Annotated in this window: 12 protein-coding genes; 7 read left to right on the top strand and 5 right to left on the bottom strand. The window is 73.5% G+C overall.

Translation table 11 applies throughout. From position 1 onward, the window contains the following. From L332_RS0115265 to L332_RS22410, 3 genes are all read right to left on the bottom strand, one after another. A partial coding sequence (locus L332_RS0115265) for a hypothetical protein (RefSeq protein WP_031223685.1) occupies window positions 1-572 on the bottom strand: 572 nt, incomplete at its 3' end. Window positions 573-646: 74 nt separating this feature from the next. Then, window positions 647-2,329, bottom strand: coding sequence for an alpha-amylase family protein (locus L332_RS22415; protein WP_021010539.1), 1,683 nt, complete (start codon window positions 2,327-2,329; stop codon window positions 647-649). Beyond that, window positions 2,326-3,306, bottom strand: a complete 981-nt coding sequence (locus L332_RS22410; RefSeq protein WP_021010538.1) for a TIGR03885 family FMN-dependent LLM class oxidoreductase — start codon at window positions 3,304-3,306, stop codon at window positions 2,326-2,328. Before L332_RS22410 ends, L332_RS22415 begins: the two co-directional genes overlap by 4 nt. A 113-nt stretch (window positions 3,307-3,419) precedes the next feature. Between L332_RS22410 and yczE the strand changes: the two genes are divergently transcribed. The 5 genes from yczE to L332_RS22385 all read left to right on the top strand — a co-directional run bounded on the left by yczE (window position 3,420) and on the right by L332_RS22385 (window position 8,196). Next, window positions 3,420-4,100 carry a membrane protein YczE gene (yczE, locus tag L332_RS22405; protein WP_021010537.1) on the top strand — a complete coding sequence of 227 codons (681 nt, stop codon included), beginning with the start codon at window positions 3,420-3,422 and terminating at the stop codon, window positions 4,098-4,100. Between the two features lie 195 nt (window positions 4,101-4,295). Beyond that, window positions 4,296-4,580, top strand: a complete 285-nt coding sequence (locus L332_RS22400; protein ID WP_021010536.1) for an HU family DNA-binding protein — start codon at window positions 4,296-4,298, stop codon at window positions 4,578-4,580. A 79-nt stretch (window positions 4,581-4,659) separates the two neighbouring features. Beyond that, the gene (locus tag L332_RS22395; RefSeq protein ID WP_235045076.1) at window positions 4,660-5,415 is read left to right on the top strand and encodes an ion transporter; all 756 of its coding nucleotides are present in this window, start codon (window positions 4,660-4,662) and stop codon (window positions 5,413-5,415) included. A 22-nt stretch (window positions 5,416-5,437) separates the two neighbouring features. Continuing rightward, window positions 5,438-7,423 (top strand): cytochrome c oxidase assembly protein, encoded by a 1,986-nt coding sequence (locus L332_RS22390; protein WP_021010534.1) that lies wholly within the window; start codon window positions 5,438-5,440, stop codon window positions 7,421-7,423. Next, the gene (locus L332_RS22385) at window positions 7,420-8,196 is read left to right on the top strand and encodes a histidine phosphatase family protein (protein ID WP_021010533.1); all 777 of its coding nucleotides are present in this window, start codon (window positions 7,420-7,422) and stop codon (window positions 8,194-8,196) included. The genes L332_RS22390 and L332_RS22385 overlap by 4 nt, the downstream gene beginning before the upstream one ends. A gap of 4 nt (window positions 8,197-8,200) precedes the next feature. Here L332_RS22385 and L332_RS22380 read toward each other — a convergent pair whose 3' ends face one another. Beyond that, complete coding sequence (locus L332_RS22380; RefSeq protein ID WP_021010532.1) at window positions 8,201-8,686, bottom strand: GNAT family N-acetyltransferase; 486 nt, start codon at window positions 8,684-8,686, stop codon at window positions 8,201-8,203. Between the two features lie 91 nt (window positions 8,687-8,777). Here L332_RS22380 and L332_RS22375 point away from each other — a divergent pair, with 91 nt between their 5' ends. Then, entirely contained in the window at window positions 8,778-9,347 is a 570-nt protein-coding gene (locus L332_RS22375; protein ID WP_235045079.1) for an acyl-CoA thioesterase, read from the top strand. A 7-nt stretch (window positions 9,348-9,354) separates the two neighbouring features. Here L332_RS22375 and L332_RS22370 read toward each other — a convergent pair whose 3' ends face one another. Beyond that, window positions 9,355-11,037 (bottom strand): phytoene desaturase family protein, encoded by a 1,683-nt coding sequence (locus L332_RS22370; protein WP_323749942.1) that lies wholly within the window; start codon window positions 11,035-11,037, stop codon window positions 9,355-9,357. A gap of 1,167 nt (window positions 11,038-12,204) precedes the next feature. Here L332_RS22370 and L332_RS0115250 point away from each other — a divergent pair. Continuing rightward, the gene (locus tag L332_RS0115250) at window positions 12,205-15,774 is read left to right on the top strand and encodes a proline dehydrogenase family protein (protein WP_052588678.1); all 3,570 of its coding nucleotides are present in this window, start codon (window positions 12,205-12,207) and stop codon (window positions 15,772-15,774) included. The last annotated feature ends 9 nt before the right edge of the window (window positions 15,775-15,783 follow it).

Below are 15,783 nucleotides of genomic sequence, written 5' to 3'. Positions count from 1 at the left end.
ACCGACGGGTCGGTGCGCAGCGCCTCGGTGGCCTGCTCGATCGCCCGCAGATGGGTGCCGGTGATGCGGCCCTCCTTGTGCGAGGCGTGCGCGGCGGGGAGGTCGATGACGGTCGTCCACGCCTCGACGAGCTTGCGCTCCATGGCGCGGTCCGAGAGGCGCAGCTCCGCCGCGAGGATCGAGGCGCTCTCCTTCACGGCCATGCCGACGTCACCGCCGGATTCGCGCAAGTGCTGGAGCTCGGCTGCGAGGACCTCGCGGTGCTCGGCCTCGAGCCGCGCGCGGCGTTGCTCGATCGCGCGGATCCGGCCGGCGAGCGCCTCCTGCCGGCGCACGGACTCGGGCCGCTCTGCGGCGGGCATCGTGCCCGGCAGCGGCGGCACCTCCATGCGGCCGGCGATGACCTCCTCGACCTCCGCATCGCTCAGGCGCGCGAGCCGCTCCGCCCAGTCCCGGTCGTAAGCGGCCAGCTCCTCCTCGAGCTCGTCCGCGGTGCGGCCGCGCGGGTCGATGGCCCCGGCACGGATTGACGCGATGTACTCCTCCGCATCGATGCCCGACCACTCATCCATGCGGGCATTCCACCACGCACCACTGACACGCGAGCGGGTCCGGAGCGGGACTGTGGAGAACCCGTTTGGCCCGGTCAGACCCGGGTGATCACCGCATCCGCCGGTGCCACCGTGAGCCACCGCCAGCCATAGGGCTCGAGCTCCAGCTCGAGCGTCCCGTCGATCGTGATCGACTGCCCGTCGAAGCGATCGGTGAGCGTCACGGGCCCGTCCTCCGACGAGACCGAGAGCCGCACCGCCTCGCGGTCGTCGCCCAGGTTGTGGAGCGCGAGCATCGTCCACTCGTCGCCACGCGCGACGTGCCCGAGCACCGCGCGCTGCCGCACGCCGATGACCTCGAGGGTCGACCACGCGAGCTGCGGGGTGTCTCGGTACATCGTCGTGAGCCGTCGGATGTGGTGCCAGAGCGAGCCCGGATCGCGTCGCTGATCGGCGACGTTCACCCGATCCGGCCCGAAGTCGCCCTCGACGATCGGGCGCGTCAGGCTCGACGCCGGCGCGCTCGAGAAGCCGCCGCCCGGCCCCGGTTCCCACTGCATCGGCGTGCGCACCGCGTAGCGTCCCGGCACCGCGAGCTCCTCGCCCATGCCGATCTCCTCGCCGTAGAACAGCACGGGGCAGCCGGGGAGGGAGAACATGAGCGCGTAGACCATCCGCACGGCGCGCTCGTCGCCGAGCATCGTCGGCAGCCGCCGCCGGATCCCGCGACCGTAGACGCGCATCCCCTCGTCCGGCGCGAACGCCTCGAAGACCTCCTCGAGCTCGTCGGGAGCGAGCTTGTCGAGCGTGAGCTCGTCGTGGTTGCGCACGAAGTTCGCCCACTGGCTCGCGTCCGGCAGCTCGGGCCGCTCGCGCAGCGCCCGCGCGAGCGGCGTCGCGTCGCGCCGCGCGAGCGAGAGGTAGAGCCGCTGCATCGAGACGAAGTCGAACTGCAGCTGCAGGCCGGCCGACTGCCCGTCGGCGTGGAACCACTCGAGCTGCTCCTCGTGCGTGAGGTTCACCTCGCCGAGCAGCGCGACCTCGCCGTTGCGCCGCGAGGCGAAGCGCTGCAGCCGCCGCAAGTGCTCGGCGCCGTCGTAGTCGGTGCCGGCGGGCTGCGTGCCGTGCTGGTCGGCGTCGCTGAAGAGGAACGGCACCGCGTCGACGCGGAAGCCCGAGACCCCGAGCTCGAGCCAGAGCCCGAGGTTGCGCTCGATCTGCTCCCTGACGGCCGGATGCGCGATGTTGAGGTCCGGCTGGTGGGCGCGGAAGTGGTGCAGGTAGTACTGGCCCGTGCGCTCGTCGCGCGTCCAGGTCGAGTCCTCCTCGCCCGGGAAGACGGGCGGGTCGGGGTTCGCGGGCGGCTCGTCGCGCCACACGTACCAGTCGCGGTGCGGCGAGTCGCGCGACGAGCGCGACGAGCGGAACCACGGGTGCTCGGCCGAGGTGTGGTTCATGACGAAGTCGATGATCACGCGCATGCCCTGCGACCGCGCGACGCGGATCGCCTCGACGAGGTCGCCGAGGGTGCCGAGCCGCGGGTCGACGGCGAAGAAGTCGGTGATGTCGTAGCCGTCGTCGCGATCGGCGGTCGGGAAGAAGGGCATGAGCCACAGGCACGTCACCCCGAGGTCGGCGAGGTCGTGGATGCGCGACACGAGTCCCTGCAGGTCGCCAGCGCCGTCGCCGTCGGAGTCCTGGAAGACCTGCACGTCGAGGCAGTAGATGACGGTGTTGCGCCACCAGTGGTCGGCGTAGTCGATCGGGTGCGGACTCACGCGCCGGCCCGTCCCGACCCGGCTCCGAGGGCCGGCAGCACCCGCTCGCCGAACGCGTCGATGAAGGCCGCCTGCTCCTTGCCGACGTGGTGCAGGTAGACGCGGTCGAAGCCGACATCGAGGATCTCCGCGATCCGCGCCTCGTGCACCGACAGGTCGCTCGAGACCGTCACGGCCTGCCGGATCTCGTCGTCCGTCGCGCCCGCGGCGGCGCGCTCGAGCTCCTCCGCCGTCGCGAGGTCCCACGACTCGGGCGCGCCGATCGTGCCGGTCGCCCACTGGTCGCGCGCGATCGCCATCGCGTCGTCCTCGTCGGGCGCCCAAGACAGGTGCAGCTGCGCCGCGGCCTCCCCGCGACCGCCCGCATCGCGGTAGCGCGCGAGGATGTCGCGCAGGGTCGCAGCGTCGGAGGCGACCGTGATGAGCCCATCCGCCCACCGCGCGTGCGATGCCGCCGAGTCGGCGGTCACGGCCGCGCCGAAGAGCGGCGGCGGCTCCGCGGGCAGCGACCACACACGCGCGCGGTCGACGACGATCTCACCCGAGTGCGAGACCTCCTCGCCTGCGAGCAGCCGCCGCATGACGTCGACCGACTCGTCGAGCCGCCGCACGCGCGTCGCCTTGTCGGGCCAGGGATCGCCCGTGATGTGCTCGTTCATGTTCTGGCCCGAGCCGAGCGCCGCCCAGCAGCGCCCGGGGAACATCTCCTCGAGCGTCGCGATCGCCTGCGCGACGATCGCGGGGTGCATGCGCTGCCCCGGCGCGGTCACGAGCCCGAGCGAGAACGACGTCGACGCGAGCGCGGCCCCGAGCCACGCCCACGAGAAGCCGCTCTCGGCTTGGCGCGTGCTCCAGGGCGTGTGGTGGTCGGAGCACATCGCCGCCTGGAAGCCGGCCTGCTCGGCATGGCGCACGTGATCGAGCAGCGCGGAGGGCGCGATCTGCTCGTGCGAGGCGTGGAACCCGATGAGCGTCATGGTCCCCACGGAACCGCGCCGACCGCATCCGGTCAATCGGCGTTCGTCCAGGTGGGCGTGGGAACGGGGCGACGGATGCGTCGAAGGGCGCCCCGATGGAGTGGAATGGGTCGGTGACCCTCCGACGACTCCTGCTGCCGATCGACGCGCTCGGACCGGCCGACACGACCGCCCGGATCGTGCAGCTCATGGCGGGGCTCGCGCTCTACGGCCTCTCGCTCGCGATGCTCGTGCGCGCCGACCTCGGCGTCGGCCCCTGGGACGTCTTCGCGCTCGGCATCGCCAACCACCTGCCGATGACCTACGGCACCGCGACGGTCGTCGTCTCGTGCCTCGTGCTGCTCATCTGGATCCCGCTGCGGCAGCGACCGGGGATCGGCACGCTGCTCAACGGCTTCCTGGTCGGCCCGGCCGCCGACCTCGGGCTGTGGCTCATCCCCGAGACGAGCGAGCTGTGGCAGCAGATCCTGCTGCTCGCGGGCTCGATCGTGCTGCTCGCCTTCGCGACCGGCGTCTACATCGCGCCCGCGCTCGGGCCCGGACCGCGCGACGGCCTCATGACGGGGCTCGTGCGCATCACAGGCTGGCGCATCTGGATCATCCGCACGCTCATCGAGGGCACGGCGCTGCTCGTCGGCTGGCTGCTCGGCGGCCCGGTCGGCATCGGCACGGTCATCTTCGCGTTCGGCGTCGGGCCGCTCATCGGGCTCTTCTTGCCCTTCTTCGAGCGCCGCTGGGCCGCGAAGGCGAGCCGCCTGCGGGCCGCGCGCCTGGCCGCGTCGACCGAGGAGTGACGCCCGACGCATCCGGTTTTGTCCCCCGAACGCGTTCGCAGACTGCGAAAATCCGCGGAAAGCGCGGCGTGTCGGGGTGTTCCTGCCGCGGATCCGGGGGCGCGGGTCTACGTTCGGGGTTGGTCGGAGCCCCTGGGGGCCCCGGCGGATGCCCGCCTCCCTGCGGGCCCGACATGCCACATCCAGGAGGACACCATGGCTGAGACCATCAACAAGACCACCCTCGCTTCGAAGATCGCCGCGACGACCGACCTCTCGCAGGCCAAGGTCAGCGCCGTCCTCGACGCGCTCTTCGACGAGGTCTCGGCGGCCGTCAAGGCCGGCGACAAGGTCTCGATCCCCGGCTTCTTCAGCGCCGAGCGCACCGAGACGGCCGCCCGCACGGGCCGCAACCCGCAGACGGGCGAGGAGATCCAGATCGCCGCGGGCCACCGCGTCAAGCTGACCGCCGGCTCGAAGCTCAAGGCTGCCGTCAAGTAGCTCGCGCCGCACACAGCACCGGGAGGGGCGTCGCCGAGAGGCGGCGCCCCTCCCGCGTCCCAGCCGTACAGTGGTGCCCGTGAGCGCATCCGATGGGGGTCGTCGCGGCGCACCGCTCGACGCGGGCGACGATCGGGGCGACGCCCCCGCGGCTCGCGCCGAGGCCGCCGAGCTGCTCGCCGCCCGGCTCGACCGCCCGATGGGCTTCCTCGGCGTCGTGTTCCTGTTCGTCGTGCTCGGCCAGCTGCTCGTGACGGAGCCCGGCTGGACCCGCATCCTCGCGATCGCCGGCTGGGTGCTGTGGGGGATCTTCGTCGCCGAGTTCCTGCTGCGGGCGTACGTCGGCGGCTTCGGCGCCGCGTTCTGGCGCCGCAACTGGTGGCAGCTCATCTTCCTCGCCATCCCCTTCCTGCGGTTCTTCCGCGCGCTGCAGGCCGTCAGGCTCCTCCGGCTGACGCGCGTCGCGCGGGTCGGCGGGATCCTCTCCGCCGGCGTCCGCGGCTCCCGCTCCGCGGGCCGGCTGCTCTCGAGCCGGATCGGCTGGCTGGTCGCGGTCACGCTCGTCGTCATCCTCGCCGCCAGCCAGCTGCTCTACGCGATGGAGTCGCACTCCGACTTCACGACGGCCCTGTACGAAGCCGCGATGGCCACGATCACCGGCGCGGGGATCACCGCGGACGACCCGTTCGCGAAGGTCGTGCAGCTCGTGCTCGCCGTCTACTCGGTCGGCGTGTTCGCGGCCGTGGCGGGCTCGCTCGGCGCCTTCTTCCTCCGTCGGCAGGAGGAGCCGGTCGCGCCGCGCGGCGACGGCGGTCCGGACGAGGCTCGCCCATAGCGTCGGTCACTACCCTGGACGGGTGCAGCGCCTCCGTCTCCTCGCCCCGGCGCTCGCGATCCTCGCGGGCCTCGCCGCGCTCTGGGCGGCGCTCGAGTTCGGCGGCGGCGCCGACCCGCTCGCGATCGAGGATCCCGGCCCGCTCGTGCGCTACGGCCTCCCCGCCGTCACGATGGTGCGCAACCTCGCGATCGCCGCGTCGTTCGGCGGCCTCGTGCTCGCGTGCTTCGCCCTCGTGCCGGGCAGCCGCGACTGGAACCGCTCGCTCGACCTCGCCGCCCTCACCGCCGGCGTCGCGACGGTGCTGCAGGCGTTCGTCGGATTCTGGACCTTCCGCCAGCTCGTCTCGAACCCCGTCACCGCCGACGACGAGTTCGGCAACCTCCTGCAGCTGTTCTTCGTCGAGATCGAGACCGGCCGGCTGCAGCTCGGCACGATGCTCTCGCTCGCGGTGCTCACCGTCGTGCTGCTCGTCGTGCGCGGCTCGACCGCCGTCGCGTTCGCCGTCGTCGGCTGGGCCGTGCCGTTCTGGCTCATCGCCTCGGGCGGCCACGCGGGCGGCACCGCCAACCACGCGCTCGCCGTCTCCTCGCTCCTGCTGCACCTGATCTTCGTCTCGATCTGGCTCGGCGGGCTCATCCACCTCGCCGTGCTCGTGCGCGGCCGCGACGACGACAGCCGCGACGACGCATCCGCCCCCCGGAGCGCCGCCTACGGCGACGTGCTGCTGCGCTACTCGAGCCTCGCGCTCGTGAGCTTCGGCATCGTCGCCTTCACAGGCATCGTCTCGTCGTGGGTGCGCATGGAGGGCGACTGGTTCAGCGAGTACGGCATCCTCTCGATCGCGAAGGCGGTGCTGCTCGTCGTGCTCGGCGCCTTCGGCGCGTGGCAGCGGATGCGCATCCTCGCGCCCGCGCGCGAGTCGCGCACCCGGGTGACCGGCAGGGCGGTCGCGCTCATCCTCGGCCTCGAGCTCGTCGTCATGGGCGTCACGGCGGGCGTCGCCGCCGGCCTCGCGCGCACGGCGACCCCGGTGCCGGAGGTGCCGCCGGGCGCCGAGGCGACGCCCGCCGAGATCCTCACGCAGCAGCCGCTGCCGCCGGAGTTCTCGCCGATCCGGCTGCTGACCGAGTGGCGGGTCGATCCGCTCTGGACGGTCATCTGCGCGCTGCTCGCGTTCTTCTACGTCGCGGGCGTCGTGCGGCTCGCCCGCCGCGGCGACCGCTGGTCGGGCGGCCGCACCTTCGCGTGGCTCGCGGGCATCGCGCTGCTGTGGTGGTGCACGAACGGCGCGCTCAACGCCTACCAGGAGTACCAGTTCTCGCTGCACATGCTCGTGCACATGCTCATCGGCATGGCCGTGCCGGTGCTGCTCGTGCCCGGCGCGCCCATCACGCTCGCGATGCGCGCGATCGCCAAGCGCCGGGACGGCTCGATGGGCGGCCGCGAGTGGATCCTCGCGATCGTGCACTCGCGCTACCTGCAGGTCATCGGGCACCCGATCGTCGCCGCGGTCATCTTCGTCGCGAGCCTGTGGATCTTCTACTTCACGCCGATCTTCGAGTGGTCGATGCGCGACCACCTCGGGCACGTGTGGATGGTGCTGCACTTCCTCGGCGCCGGCTACCTCTTCGTGCAGGCGATCATCGGCGTCGACCCGGGCCCCGCGCGGCCGCCCTACCCGCTGCGGCTCACGCTGCTGCTCGGCACGATGGTCTTCCACGCGTTCTTCGGGCTCTCGATCATGATGGGCGACGCGCTCATGCTCGCCGACTGGTTCGGCGCGATGGGCAACGGCATCGACGCGCTCGAGGATCAGCGGGTCGGCGGCGGCATCGCCTGGTCGGTCGGCGAGGTGCCGACCGTCATCATGGCGATCATCACGACGATCAAGTGGTCGCGCAGCGACCGCAAGGAGCAGAAGCGCAGCGACCGCGCGGCGGCGCGCGACGGCGATGCAGAGCTCGGCGCCTACAACGCCATGCTCGAGAGGATGGGGAAGCGATGAACGACCAGGCGACCGAGACCGGCACCGCGGACCGGCCGGAGCAGCGCCTCCCGGAGGAGCTCGCGGCGCTCGCGCGCGGGCGTGAGCTGCGCATCACGATCGTGCGGCACGCCGAGACCGAGCACAACACGAACCACCTCATGCAGGGCTGGTCCGACTCGCCGATCACGGCGCTCGGCACGCGCCAGATCGAGGCGGTAGCGCGCCACCTCGCGAGCGAGCGCTTCGACCTCTGCTTCTCCTCCGACCTGCAGCGCACCCGCACGACGGCCGAGGGCATCCACGCGGCCCTCGACCCGGCGCCCGAGCTCGAGCTCACCGAGCTGCTGCGCGAGTGGAACTTCGGCGGCCACGAGGAGCGCAAGGCCTCGGACGTCTGGCGCGAGGTCATCGTCGAGCACGGCTTCGAGGTCGACCGCGAGCTGAGCGCCCTCGGCGCGATCGCCGACCAGGTCGGCTGGCGCGGGCTCTTCGACACGATCGCGCAGCTCGACGCGAGCGGCCAGGCCGAGCAGGCCGCCGCGATCGTCCTGCGCGCCGACAGCGCCCTCGAGCACGTCATCCGCGCCGCGGCCGACGTGCCGGGCGACGGCGCCGTGCACGTGCTCGTCGTCTCGCACGGCGGCTTCATCACCTCGCTCCTGCGGCAGCTCGTGCCCGAGCTGACGCCCGACGTCATCCTGCCGAACTGCTCGATGACGACGGTGTCGCTGCCCGCGGGCACGACCGTGTGGCAGCTCGACCGGCTCGGCGAGGTCGCGCCGGTCGAGTAGCGGGTCAGTCGCGCGACGGCAGGTGCACCGCGATCTCGTAGCGCGCCCGCGGGTCCTCGTCGTCCGCGTGCTCGCCCGAGAGGCCGAGCTTCGCGTAGAAGTGCTTCGCGACGTCGAGCGACTGCCACTCGAGCACCCGGATCTTCGTCTGCTGCTCCGCCCAGTCGCGCACCGCCTCGAACAGGGCCGTCCCCGCGCCGTGACCGCGCGCATCCGGAGACACCCACAGGTCGTGCATGCGCGCGATCGACCAGTCGCGGTGCGGCGCCGGCCCGTAGTCCTGCGCGGCCGCGTAGCCGACGACGCGGCCGTCGAGCTCGGCGACGACGATGTGGTGCGCGGGGTTCTCGACGAGCGCGATGAGGCGCTCGCGGTAGCGGTCGACCTTCTCGTCCTCCTCGTCGACCGAGCGGTGCGCGGCGAACATCGGCAGCAGCGCCTCGGCGTCGGCTGTCGTCGCCCGCCGGATCGTGATCGCGCCCTCGCTCATGGCGCCAGCGTAGCCCGACGCGCTCCATGGAGGTTCCCGCCAACGCGTGCGGATGCGCGGCACGGGTCGGGCAGGATGGCTCCTCGTGAACATGTGGTTGCAGTGGCTGCTCGCGATGGACCTCAAGAGCCGGGGGAAGCCCGAGCTCGGCATCGGCGACGTCGCGAAGACGACGTTCCGGGTGCTGCCGACCGACATCGACCTGCTCGGCCACATGAACAACGGCCGCTACCCCTCCTACATGGACCTCGCGCGCGTCGACATGACGAACCGCACGGGCATGTCGGCAGCCCTCGGGAAGACCGGCATCTACGCCGTCGTCGGCCAGTCGTCGATGGTCTACCGCCGCTCGCTCGACCTCTGGCAGCGCTTCGACATCGAGACGGCCGTGCTCGGCGGCGATGAGCGCGCGATCTACCTCGTGCAGCGCTTCGTCGTCGACGGCGAGGTCTATGCGCGCGGCATCGTGCAGGGCCGCTTCATCGAGAAGGGCGTCGGCACCGCGAAGATCGCCCGGGTCGTCGAGGTGCTCGAGGCCGCCGGCATCGCCGTCGAGCTGCCCGCGCTGCCCGAGGAGGTCGCCGAGTGGGCGCGCCTCAACGCGCTGCCGCCGTCGCGCGCGAGCCACCCCTCCGACTGGGCGGGCCGCGTCCCTCGCTGACGAGCGGCTACGGCCGCAGCAGCTCGAGCGCCGCGTGCGCCGCGTTGTGGCCGCCGATGCCCGAGACGGCGCCGCCGCGACGCGCGCCCGAGCCGGCCATGAGGATCCGCGCGTGGGGCGTCGCGACGCCCCACGCCTCGGCGACCGACGTCGGCTCGTGGTCGAGCCACGGCCACGACAGCTGCCCGTGGAAGATGTGGCCGCCGGGCATCGCGAGCGACGCCTCGATGTCGCGCGTCGTGCGCGTCTCGATCGCCGGGCCGCCCCGCCCCTCGACGAGCAGCGGCTCGATCGGCTCGGCGAGCACCGAGTCGAGCGACGCGAGCACCGCGCGCTCGAGCTCGGCGCGCATCCGCTCGTTCGACTCCTCGGTGAGCAGCCGGTCGGGCGCGTGCAGCCCGAAGACGGTGAGGGTGTGGGCGCCGGATGCGCGCAGGTCGTCCCCGAGGATCGTCGGGTCGGTGAGCGAGTGGCAGTAGATCTCGCACGGCAGCGGCTCGGGGATGGCGCCGCCCGCCGCGGCGGCGTAGGCGCGCTCGAGCTGCGAGTAGGTCTCGTTGATGTGGAACGTGCCGCCGAACGCCGCCTCGGGCGCGATGTCCTCGCGCAGCCGTGGCAGCCGCGAGAGCAGCATGTTGACCTTCACCTGCGCGCCCTCCGGCCGCGGCACCGACGGCCCCGCGGGCTCGAGCAGCCCCGCGAGCACGTGCGGCGCTATGCCTGCGAGCACGAGGTCGAACTCGGCGGTGAGCTCCGTGCCGATCGGCACGCCGGGCGAGTCGGTCGGCAGCCCGCCGACCTGCTCGCTCCACGTCACCTCGCCGTCGGGCGTCACGCGCGTGACGGTCACGCCCGTGAGGATCGTCGCGCCCGCCTGGCGCGCCGCGAGCTCGAGCTCGCCCGAGACCTGCCCCATGCCGCCGATCGGCACGTCCCAGTCGCCCGTGCCGCCGCCGATCACGTGGTACAGCAGGCAGCGGTTCTGCTCGAGGCCGGGGTCGGCGAGCGAGGCGAAGGTGCCGATGAGCGCGTCGGTCGCGATGACGCCGCGCGCGACGTCGCTGCGCACCGCGCGCTCGATCGCGTCGGCGATGGGCGCGTCGACGATCTCGGACCACGCGGATGCGTCGCCGGCGGCCGCGCGCGCCGCCGCCTTCCTGGGGAGCGGCTCGGTCATCGTCGGGAAGAGGGCGGCCGCGAGGCGCGTGGTGCGGTCGTAGAAGGCCGCGAACCCGTCGGCGTCGTCGGCCGCGCCGATCGCCGCGAACGACGCGCGGGTCGCGGCCTCGTCGCCCGCGTCGATGAGCAGCCCGCGATCGCCGCCCGGCACGGGCGTGTAGGAGGAGTAGCGGCGGCGGGCGAGCCGCACGTCGAGGCCGAGGTCGTCGATGATCTGCCGCGGCATGAGGCTCACGAGGTAGCTGTAGCGCGAGAGGCGCGCGTCGAGCCCCTCGAACGCCTGCGCCGAGACGGCGGCGCCGCCGACGTGCGGCAGCCGCTCGAGCACCGTGACGTCGACGCCCGCGCGCGCGAGGTAGGCGGCGGCGGTGAGCCCGTTGTGGCCCCCGCCGATGATGGCGACACGCGACATGCTCGTCCTCCTCGACTCGAGCGGGCCGTCGAGGGTTCGGCGCCGGTCCGCGAGCGCTCGCGCGCGACCCGGCCCGGGTCGCCCCAGGCCCACCCCCATACGATATGCGGCATGACCCAGCAGTCCAGGGACGACGACTTCGACGCCCTCATCGCGGAGGGCATCGAGCTCGCCGACGCCGAGCAGCCGGGGGCCGAGCCGGTCGAGGTCGTCGAAGAGCAGGACGCGGAGGTCGACCCGGACGAGCCGCTCGCGCCGCTCGGCGGGCGCTTCGGGCTGAGCGGCCCGGCGTTCGAGGTCGACGACGCGACGTTCGCCGCCGCGGCGGGCGCCGCCGCGCAGGCGCCGGAGCGCGATCGCGACCGCGCTCGCGACCGCGCTGCCGATGCCCCGACGTCCGGCTGGTCGCTCGCGCAGGAGCGCGAGGAGGAGCCGACCGCGCAGATGGACCTCGCCGAGCTGCAGGCCGAGCTCGACGCCGCCTCGCAGGTGCCGGTGCCGGGCGATGCGCGAGCGGTCGAGCCGGCGGATGCATCGGCGGACGACGCCGACGTCGCCTCGGCGGCCGCCGTGGGCGAGTCGCTCGAGCCGGTCGACGCCGAGCAGCCGGCCGACGACCCCTTCGCCGCGCGGACGCCGTCGCGGCGCGAGCTGCGCGAGCAGGCGGCGCAGGCGGAGGCCGCGGAGGGCGCCGAGCCCGAGATCCTCGACGAGCAGCACGGCGACGTGCACGAGCCGCTGCAGCCACTCGGCGACGCGGTGGTGCCCGAGGATCCGGCGCCCGTCGCTCCCGTGCTGCCCGATCCGGCGACCGCGAACCCGGTGATCGCCAACCCCGTGCTGCCCGAGCAGGACCAGCCGCGCATCCGCGGTCTCGCCGCCGCCGTCTCGGCACGTGCGGCCGCGAAGGCGGAGGCCGAGCGACGCGCCCGCGAGGGCTCGAGCGATGGGCCGCCCGCCGACGCCGCCGCAGCGCCGCCGGTCGCCGAGGCGCCCAAGGCCCCGACGGCGCTGGACGAAGCGGCTGCGCCGACGACGCCGGACGCGCCGGCCGCGCCCGTCGAGCGCATCGTCGCGGCCGCCGCCGCGGCGACCCCCACGGCCGTCGCTCCCGGGGCTGCCGCGCCGATCGCCGCCGCGGTGACGGCGCCGGTCGCGCCCACCGAGTCGAAGGCGCCCGCCGCTGCCCCGCCCGCCCCGCCCGAGCAGCCCGCCGAGCCTGCGCCCGCGTCGCCGGCGATCGTCCGCGACCCCGAGCCCACCGCGATCGCCAACCCCGCGGCACCCGAGCGCCGCGCCGCACCGGCCCCGGTCGAGCTCACGGAGGCGAAGAGCGACGACCCCTTCGCGCTCGCCGCGATCGAGCGCGTGCGCGGCTGGCTCGACCGGCCCGCGAGCGACAAGCAGGACAAGTCGGCCGAGCGGCTCGCGGGACTGCTGCAGGACCCCGCGGGCCTCGACTTCGCGATCGGCTTCGTCGACAAGGTCATCCGCCCCGAGGATCCCAAGGTCGGCGCGCGCAACTTCGAGGCGCTCAGCCGCGAGATCCCCGGCTTCCTCGACTGGTACCTCAAGCTCGGCATCACCGCGGGCGGCGGCTTCGGCATCGTCGTGCCGAAGCTCGTCATCCCGGTCGTGAAGCGCGCGATGCGCGACATGGTCTCGCACCTCGTGATCGACGCATCCCCCTCGAAGCTCGCGAAGCCGCTCGCGAAGCTGCGCGAGGACGGCACGCGCGTCAACGTCAACCTGCTCGGCGAGGCGGTGCTCGGCGAGGAGGAGGCGGCGAGCCGGCTCGAGGGCACGATGGAGCTGCTGCGCCGCGACGACGTCGACTACGTCTCGATCAAGGTCTCGGCGATCGCGCCGCAGCTGCAGCCGTGGGCCTTCGACGAGACGGTCGAGCTCGTGGTCGAGCGGCTGCTGCCGCTCTACCGCCTCGCCGCGGCGTCGACCCCGCCGAAGTTCATCAACCTCGACATGGAGGAGTACCGCGACCTCGACCTGACGATCGCGGTCTTCGAGCGCCTCCTCTCGCGCCCCGAGCTGCGCGGCGTCGACGCCGGCATCGTGCTGCAGGCCTACCTGCCCGACGCGCTCGGCGCCTACCGGCGGCTCGCCGCGTTCGCGAAGGAGCGCCGCGCGAGCGGCGGCGCCGGCATCAAGGTGCGGCTCGTGAAGGGCGCGAACCTCGCGATGGAGCGCGTCGACGCCGCGATCCACGGCTGGCCGCTCGCGGTCGTCGGCTCGAAGGCCGCGAGCGACGCCAACTTCAAGCGCGTGCTGCGCGAGGCGCTGCTGCCCGACAACGCCTTCGCCGTGCGCCTCGGCGTCGCGAGCCACAACCTCTTCGACCTCGCCTACGCCGCCGAGCTCGCGCGCCACCACGGCACCCACCAGCGCGTCGACGCCGAGATGCTGCTCGGGATGGCCGCCGAGCACCGCGACGCCGTGCGCGAGGTCTTCCCGAACCTCGTGCTCTACACGCCCGTCGTGCGGCCCGACCAGTTCGACGCCGCCGTCGCCTACCTCATCCGCCGGCTCGAGGAGAACGCGGCGGGCGAGAACTTCATGTCGAGCACGTTCGACCTCGCCGATCCTGCCGTCTTCCAGCAGGAGCGCGACCGCTTCCTCGCGTCGATCGAGCTGCTGCGCGCCGACGACGCGGCGGGCGAGCCGCGCCCCAACCGCACCCAGGACCGCCGGGGCGACCTCGCGGTCTCGGTGACGCATCCGGAGGGCTTCGCCAACGAGCCCGACACCGACCCGTCGCTGCCGGCCAACCGCGACTGGGCCAGGCAGCTCGTGCAGCGCGCCGGCGAGACCCAGCTGGGCCTCCGCTCGCTCGAGATGAACCGCATCGACGACTGGCCGACGCTCGAGCGGCGCATCGACCGGGCGGCGCAAGCGGCGAGCGGATGGGCCGGGCTCGGTGCCGCGCGGAGGGCCGAGATCCTGCGCGACGCGGGCACGGCGCTCGGCGTCTACCGCGGCCGCCTCATCGAGATCATGATGGCCGAGACCGGCAAGACGATCGGCGAGGCCGATCCCGAGGTGTCGGAGGCGATCGACTTCGCCCGCTACTACGCCGAGCAGGCGATCGAGCTCGAGCGCGTCGAGGGCGCGATCCCGCGGCCGGTCGCGCTCACGGTCGTCACCCCGCCGTGGAACTTCCCGGTCGCGATCGCGTGCGGCGGGGTGACCGCGGCCCTCGCGACGGGCTCGGCGGTCATCCTCAAGCCCGCGCCGCAAGCGCGGCGCTCGGCGGCCGTGCTCGCCGAGGCGCTCTGGGAGGCGGGCGTGCCGCGCGACGTGCTGCTGCTGTGCGACGTCGAGGAGGGCGAGCTCTCCGAGCGCCTCGTCGCCCACCCCGCGGTCGGCCGCGTCATCCTCACCGGCTCGACCGAGACCGCGGAGCGCTTCACGACCTGGCGCGCCGACCTGCCGCTGCTCGCCGAGACGAGCGGCAAGAACGCGATCGTCGTCACACCCTCGGCCGACTTCGACCTCGCCGTCGCCGACATCGTGCGCAGCGCCTTCCTGCACGCGGGCCAGAAGTGCTCGGCCGCGTCGGTCGCGATCCTCGTCGACACCGTCGGCGACAGCGAGCGCTTCCGGCGCCAGCTCGTCGACGCCGCGACGACGCTCCGAGTCGGCTCGCCGCTCGACGCCCGCACCCACGTGGGCCCGCTCATCGAGCCGGCGAGCGGCGACCTGCTGCGCGCGCTCACGACCCTCGAGGACGGGGAGGAGTGGCTGCTCGAGCCGAGGCGACTGGATGCGTCGGGCCGGCTCTGGTCGCCCGGCATCCGCGACGCGGTGCTCCCCGGCACGTTCTCGCACCTCACCGAGCTCTTCGGCCCGCACCTCTCGCTCATCGAGGTCGACTCGCTCGAGGAGGCGATCGAGGTGCAGAACGCCACCGGCTTCGGCCTCACCGCCGGCATCCACTCGCTCGACCCCGAGGAGGTCGCGCACTGGCTCGACGAGGTCGAGGCGGGCAACCTCTACGTCAACCGCGGCATCACGGGCGCGATCGTGCGGCGGCAGCCCTTCGGCGGCTGGAAGCGCTCGCAGGTCGGCCCCGGCGCGAAGGCCGGCGGCCCGAACTACCTCGCGACGCTCGTCGACTGGGAGCCCGTGCACGCCGAGCCGAAGGCGTCGGTGCAGCTCAAGGGGCTCGACAAGCGCGTCGCCGAGGTCATCGAGGCGGCGACGCCCGCGCTCGACTTCGTCGAGTTCGACGCCGTCCGCGCGGGCGCGAAGAGCGACCAGGCGCGCTGGAAGGCGCACTTCGGGGTCTCGCAGGACGTCTCGGACCTCGGCGTCGAGCGCAACGTGCTCCGCTACCGGCCGGCGGAGGTGCTCATCCGCGTCGCCGAGGACGGCCGCGTCGTCGACCTCGTGCGGCTGCTCGCCGCCGCGGCTCGCGCGCGCTCCACGGTGCGCATCTCGACAGCCGTCGAGGTGCCGCCCGGCGTCGTGAAGCTCGCGAGGCGGCCGCTGCCGGCGCTGCGGCTGCTCGAGGTCGTCGAGGAGTCCGACGCCGAGTTCCACGCGCGGCTGCGCTCGCGCGAGGCGCTCGCCCCGGTGGAGCGCGACGACGTGCTCGGCCTCGAGCGTCCCGCGGAGCCCGTGCGACGCATCCGCCTCGTCGGCACTGACCCCGGCGTGCGCGAGGCGCTCGCGGGCGACGTCTCGGTCGCCGTCTACGACCAGCCGGTCACGCGCGCGGGCCGCGTCGAGCTGCTGCCGTTCCTGCGCGAGCAAGCGGTGTCGATCACGGCGCACCGCTTCGGCACGCCCGACCGGGCGATGCTCGAGCTGCCCGTCTGAGGGCGCGCC

The organism is Agrococcus pavilionensis RW1, from assembly GCF_000400485.1.
Taxonomy (GTDB): Bacteria; Actinomycetota; Actinomycetes; order Actinomycetales; family Microbacteriaceae; genus Agrococcus; species Agrococcus pavilionensis.
The sequence above is the reverse complement of the archived record's forward strand: the minus strand, read 5'-3'. Positions and strand labels throughout refer to the sequence as shown.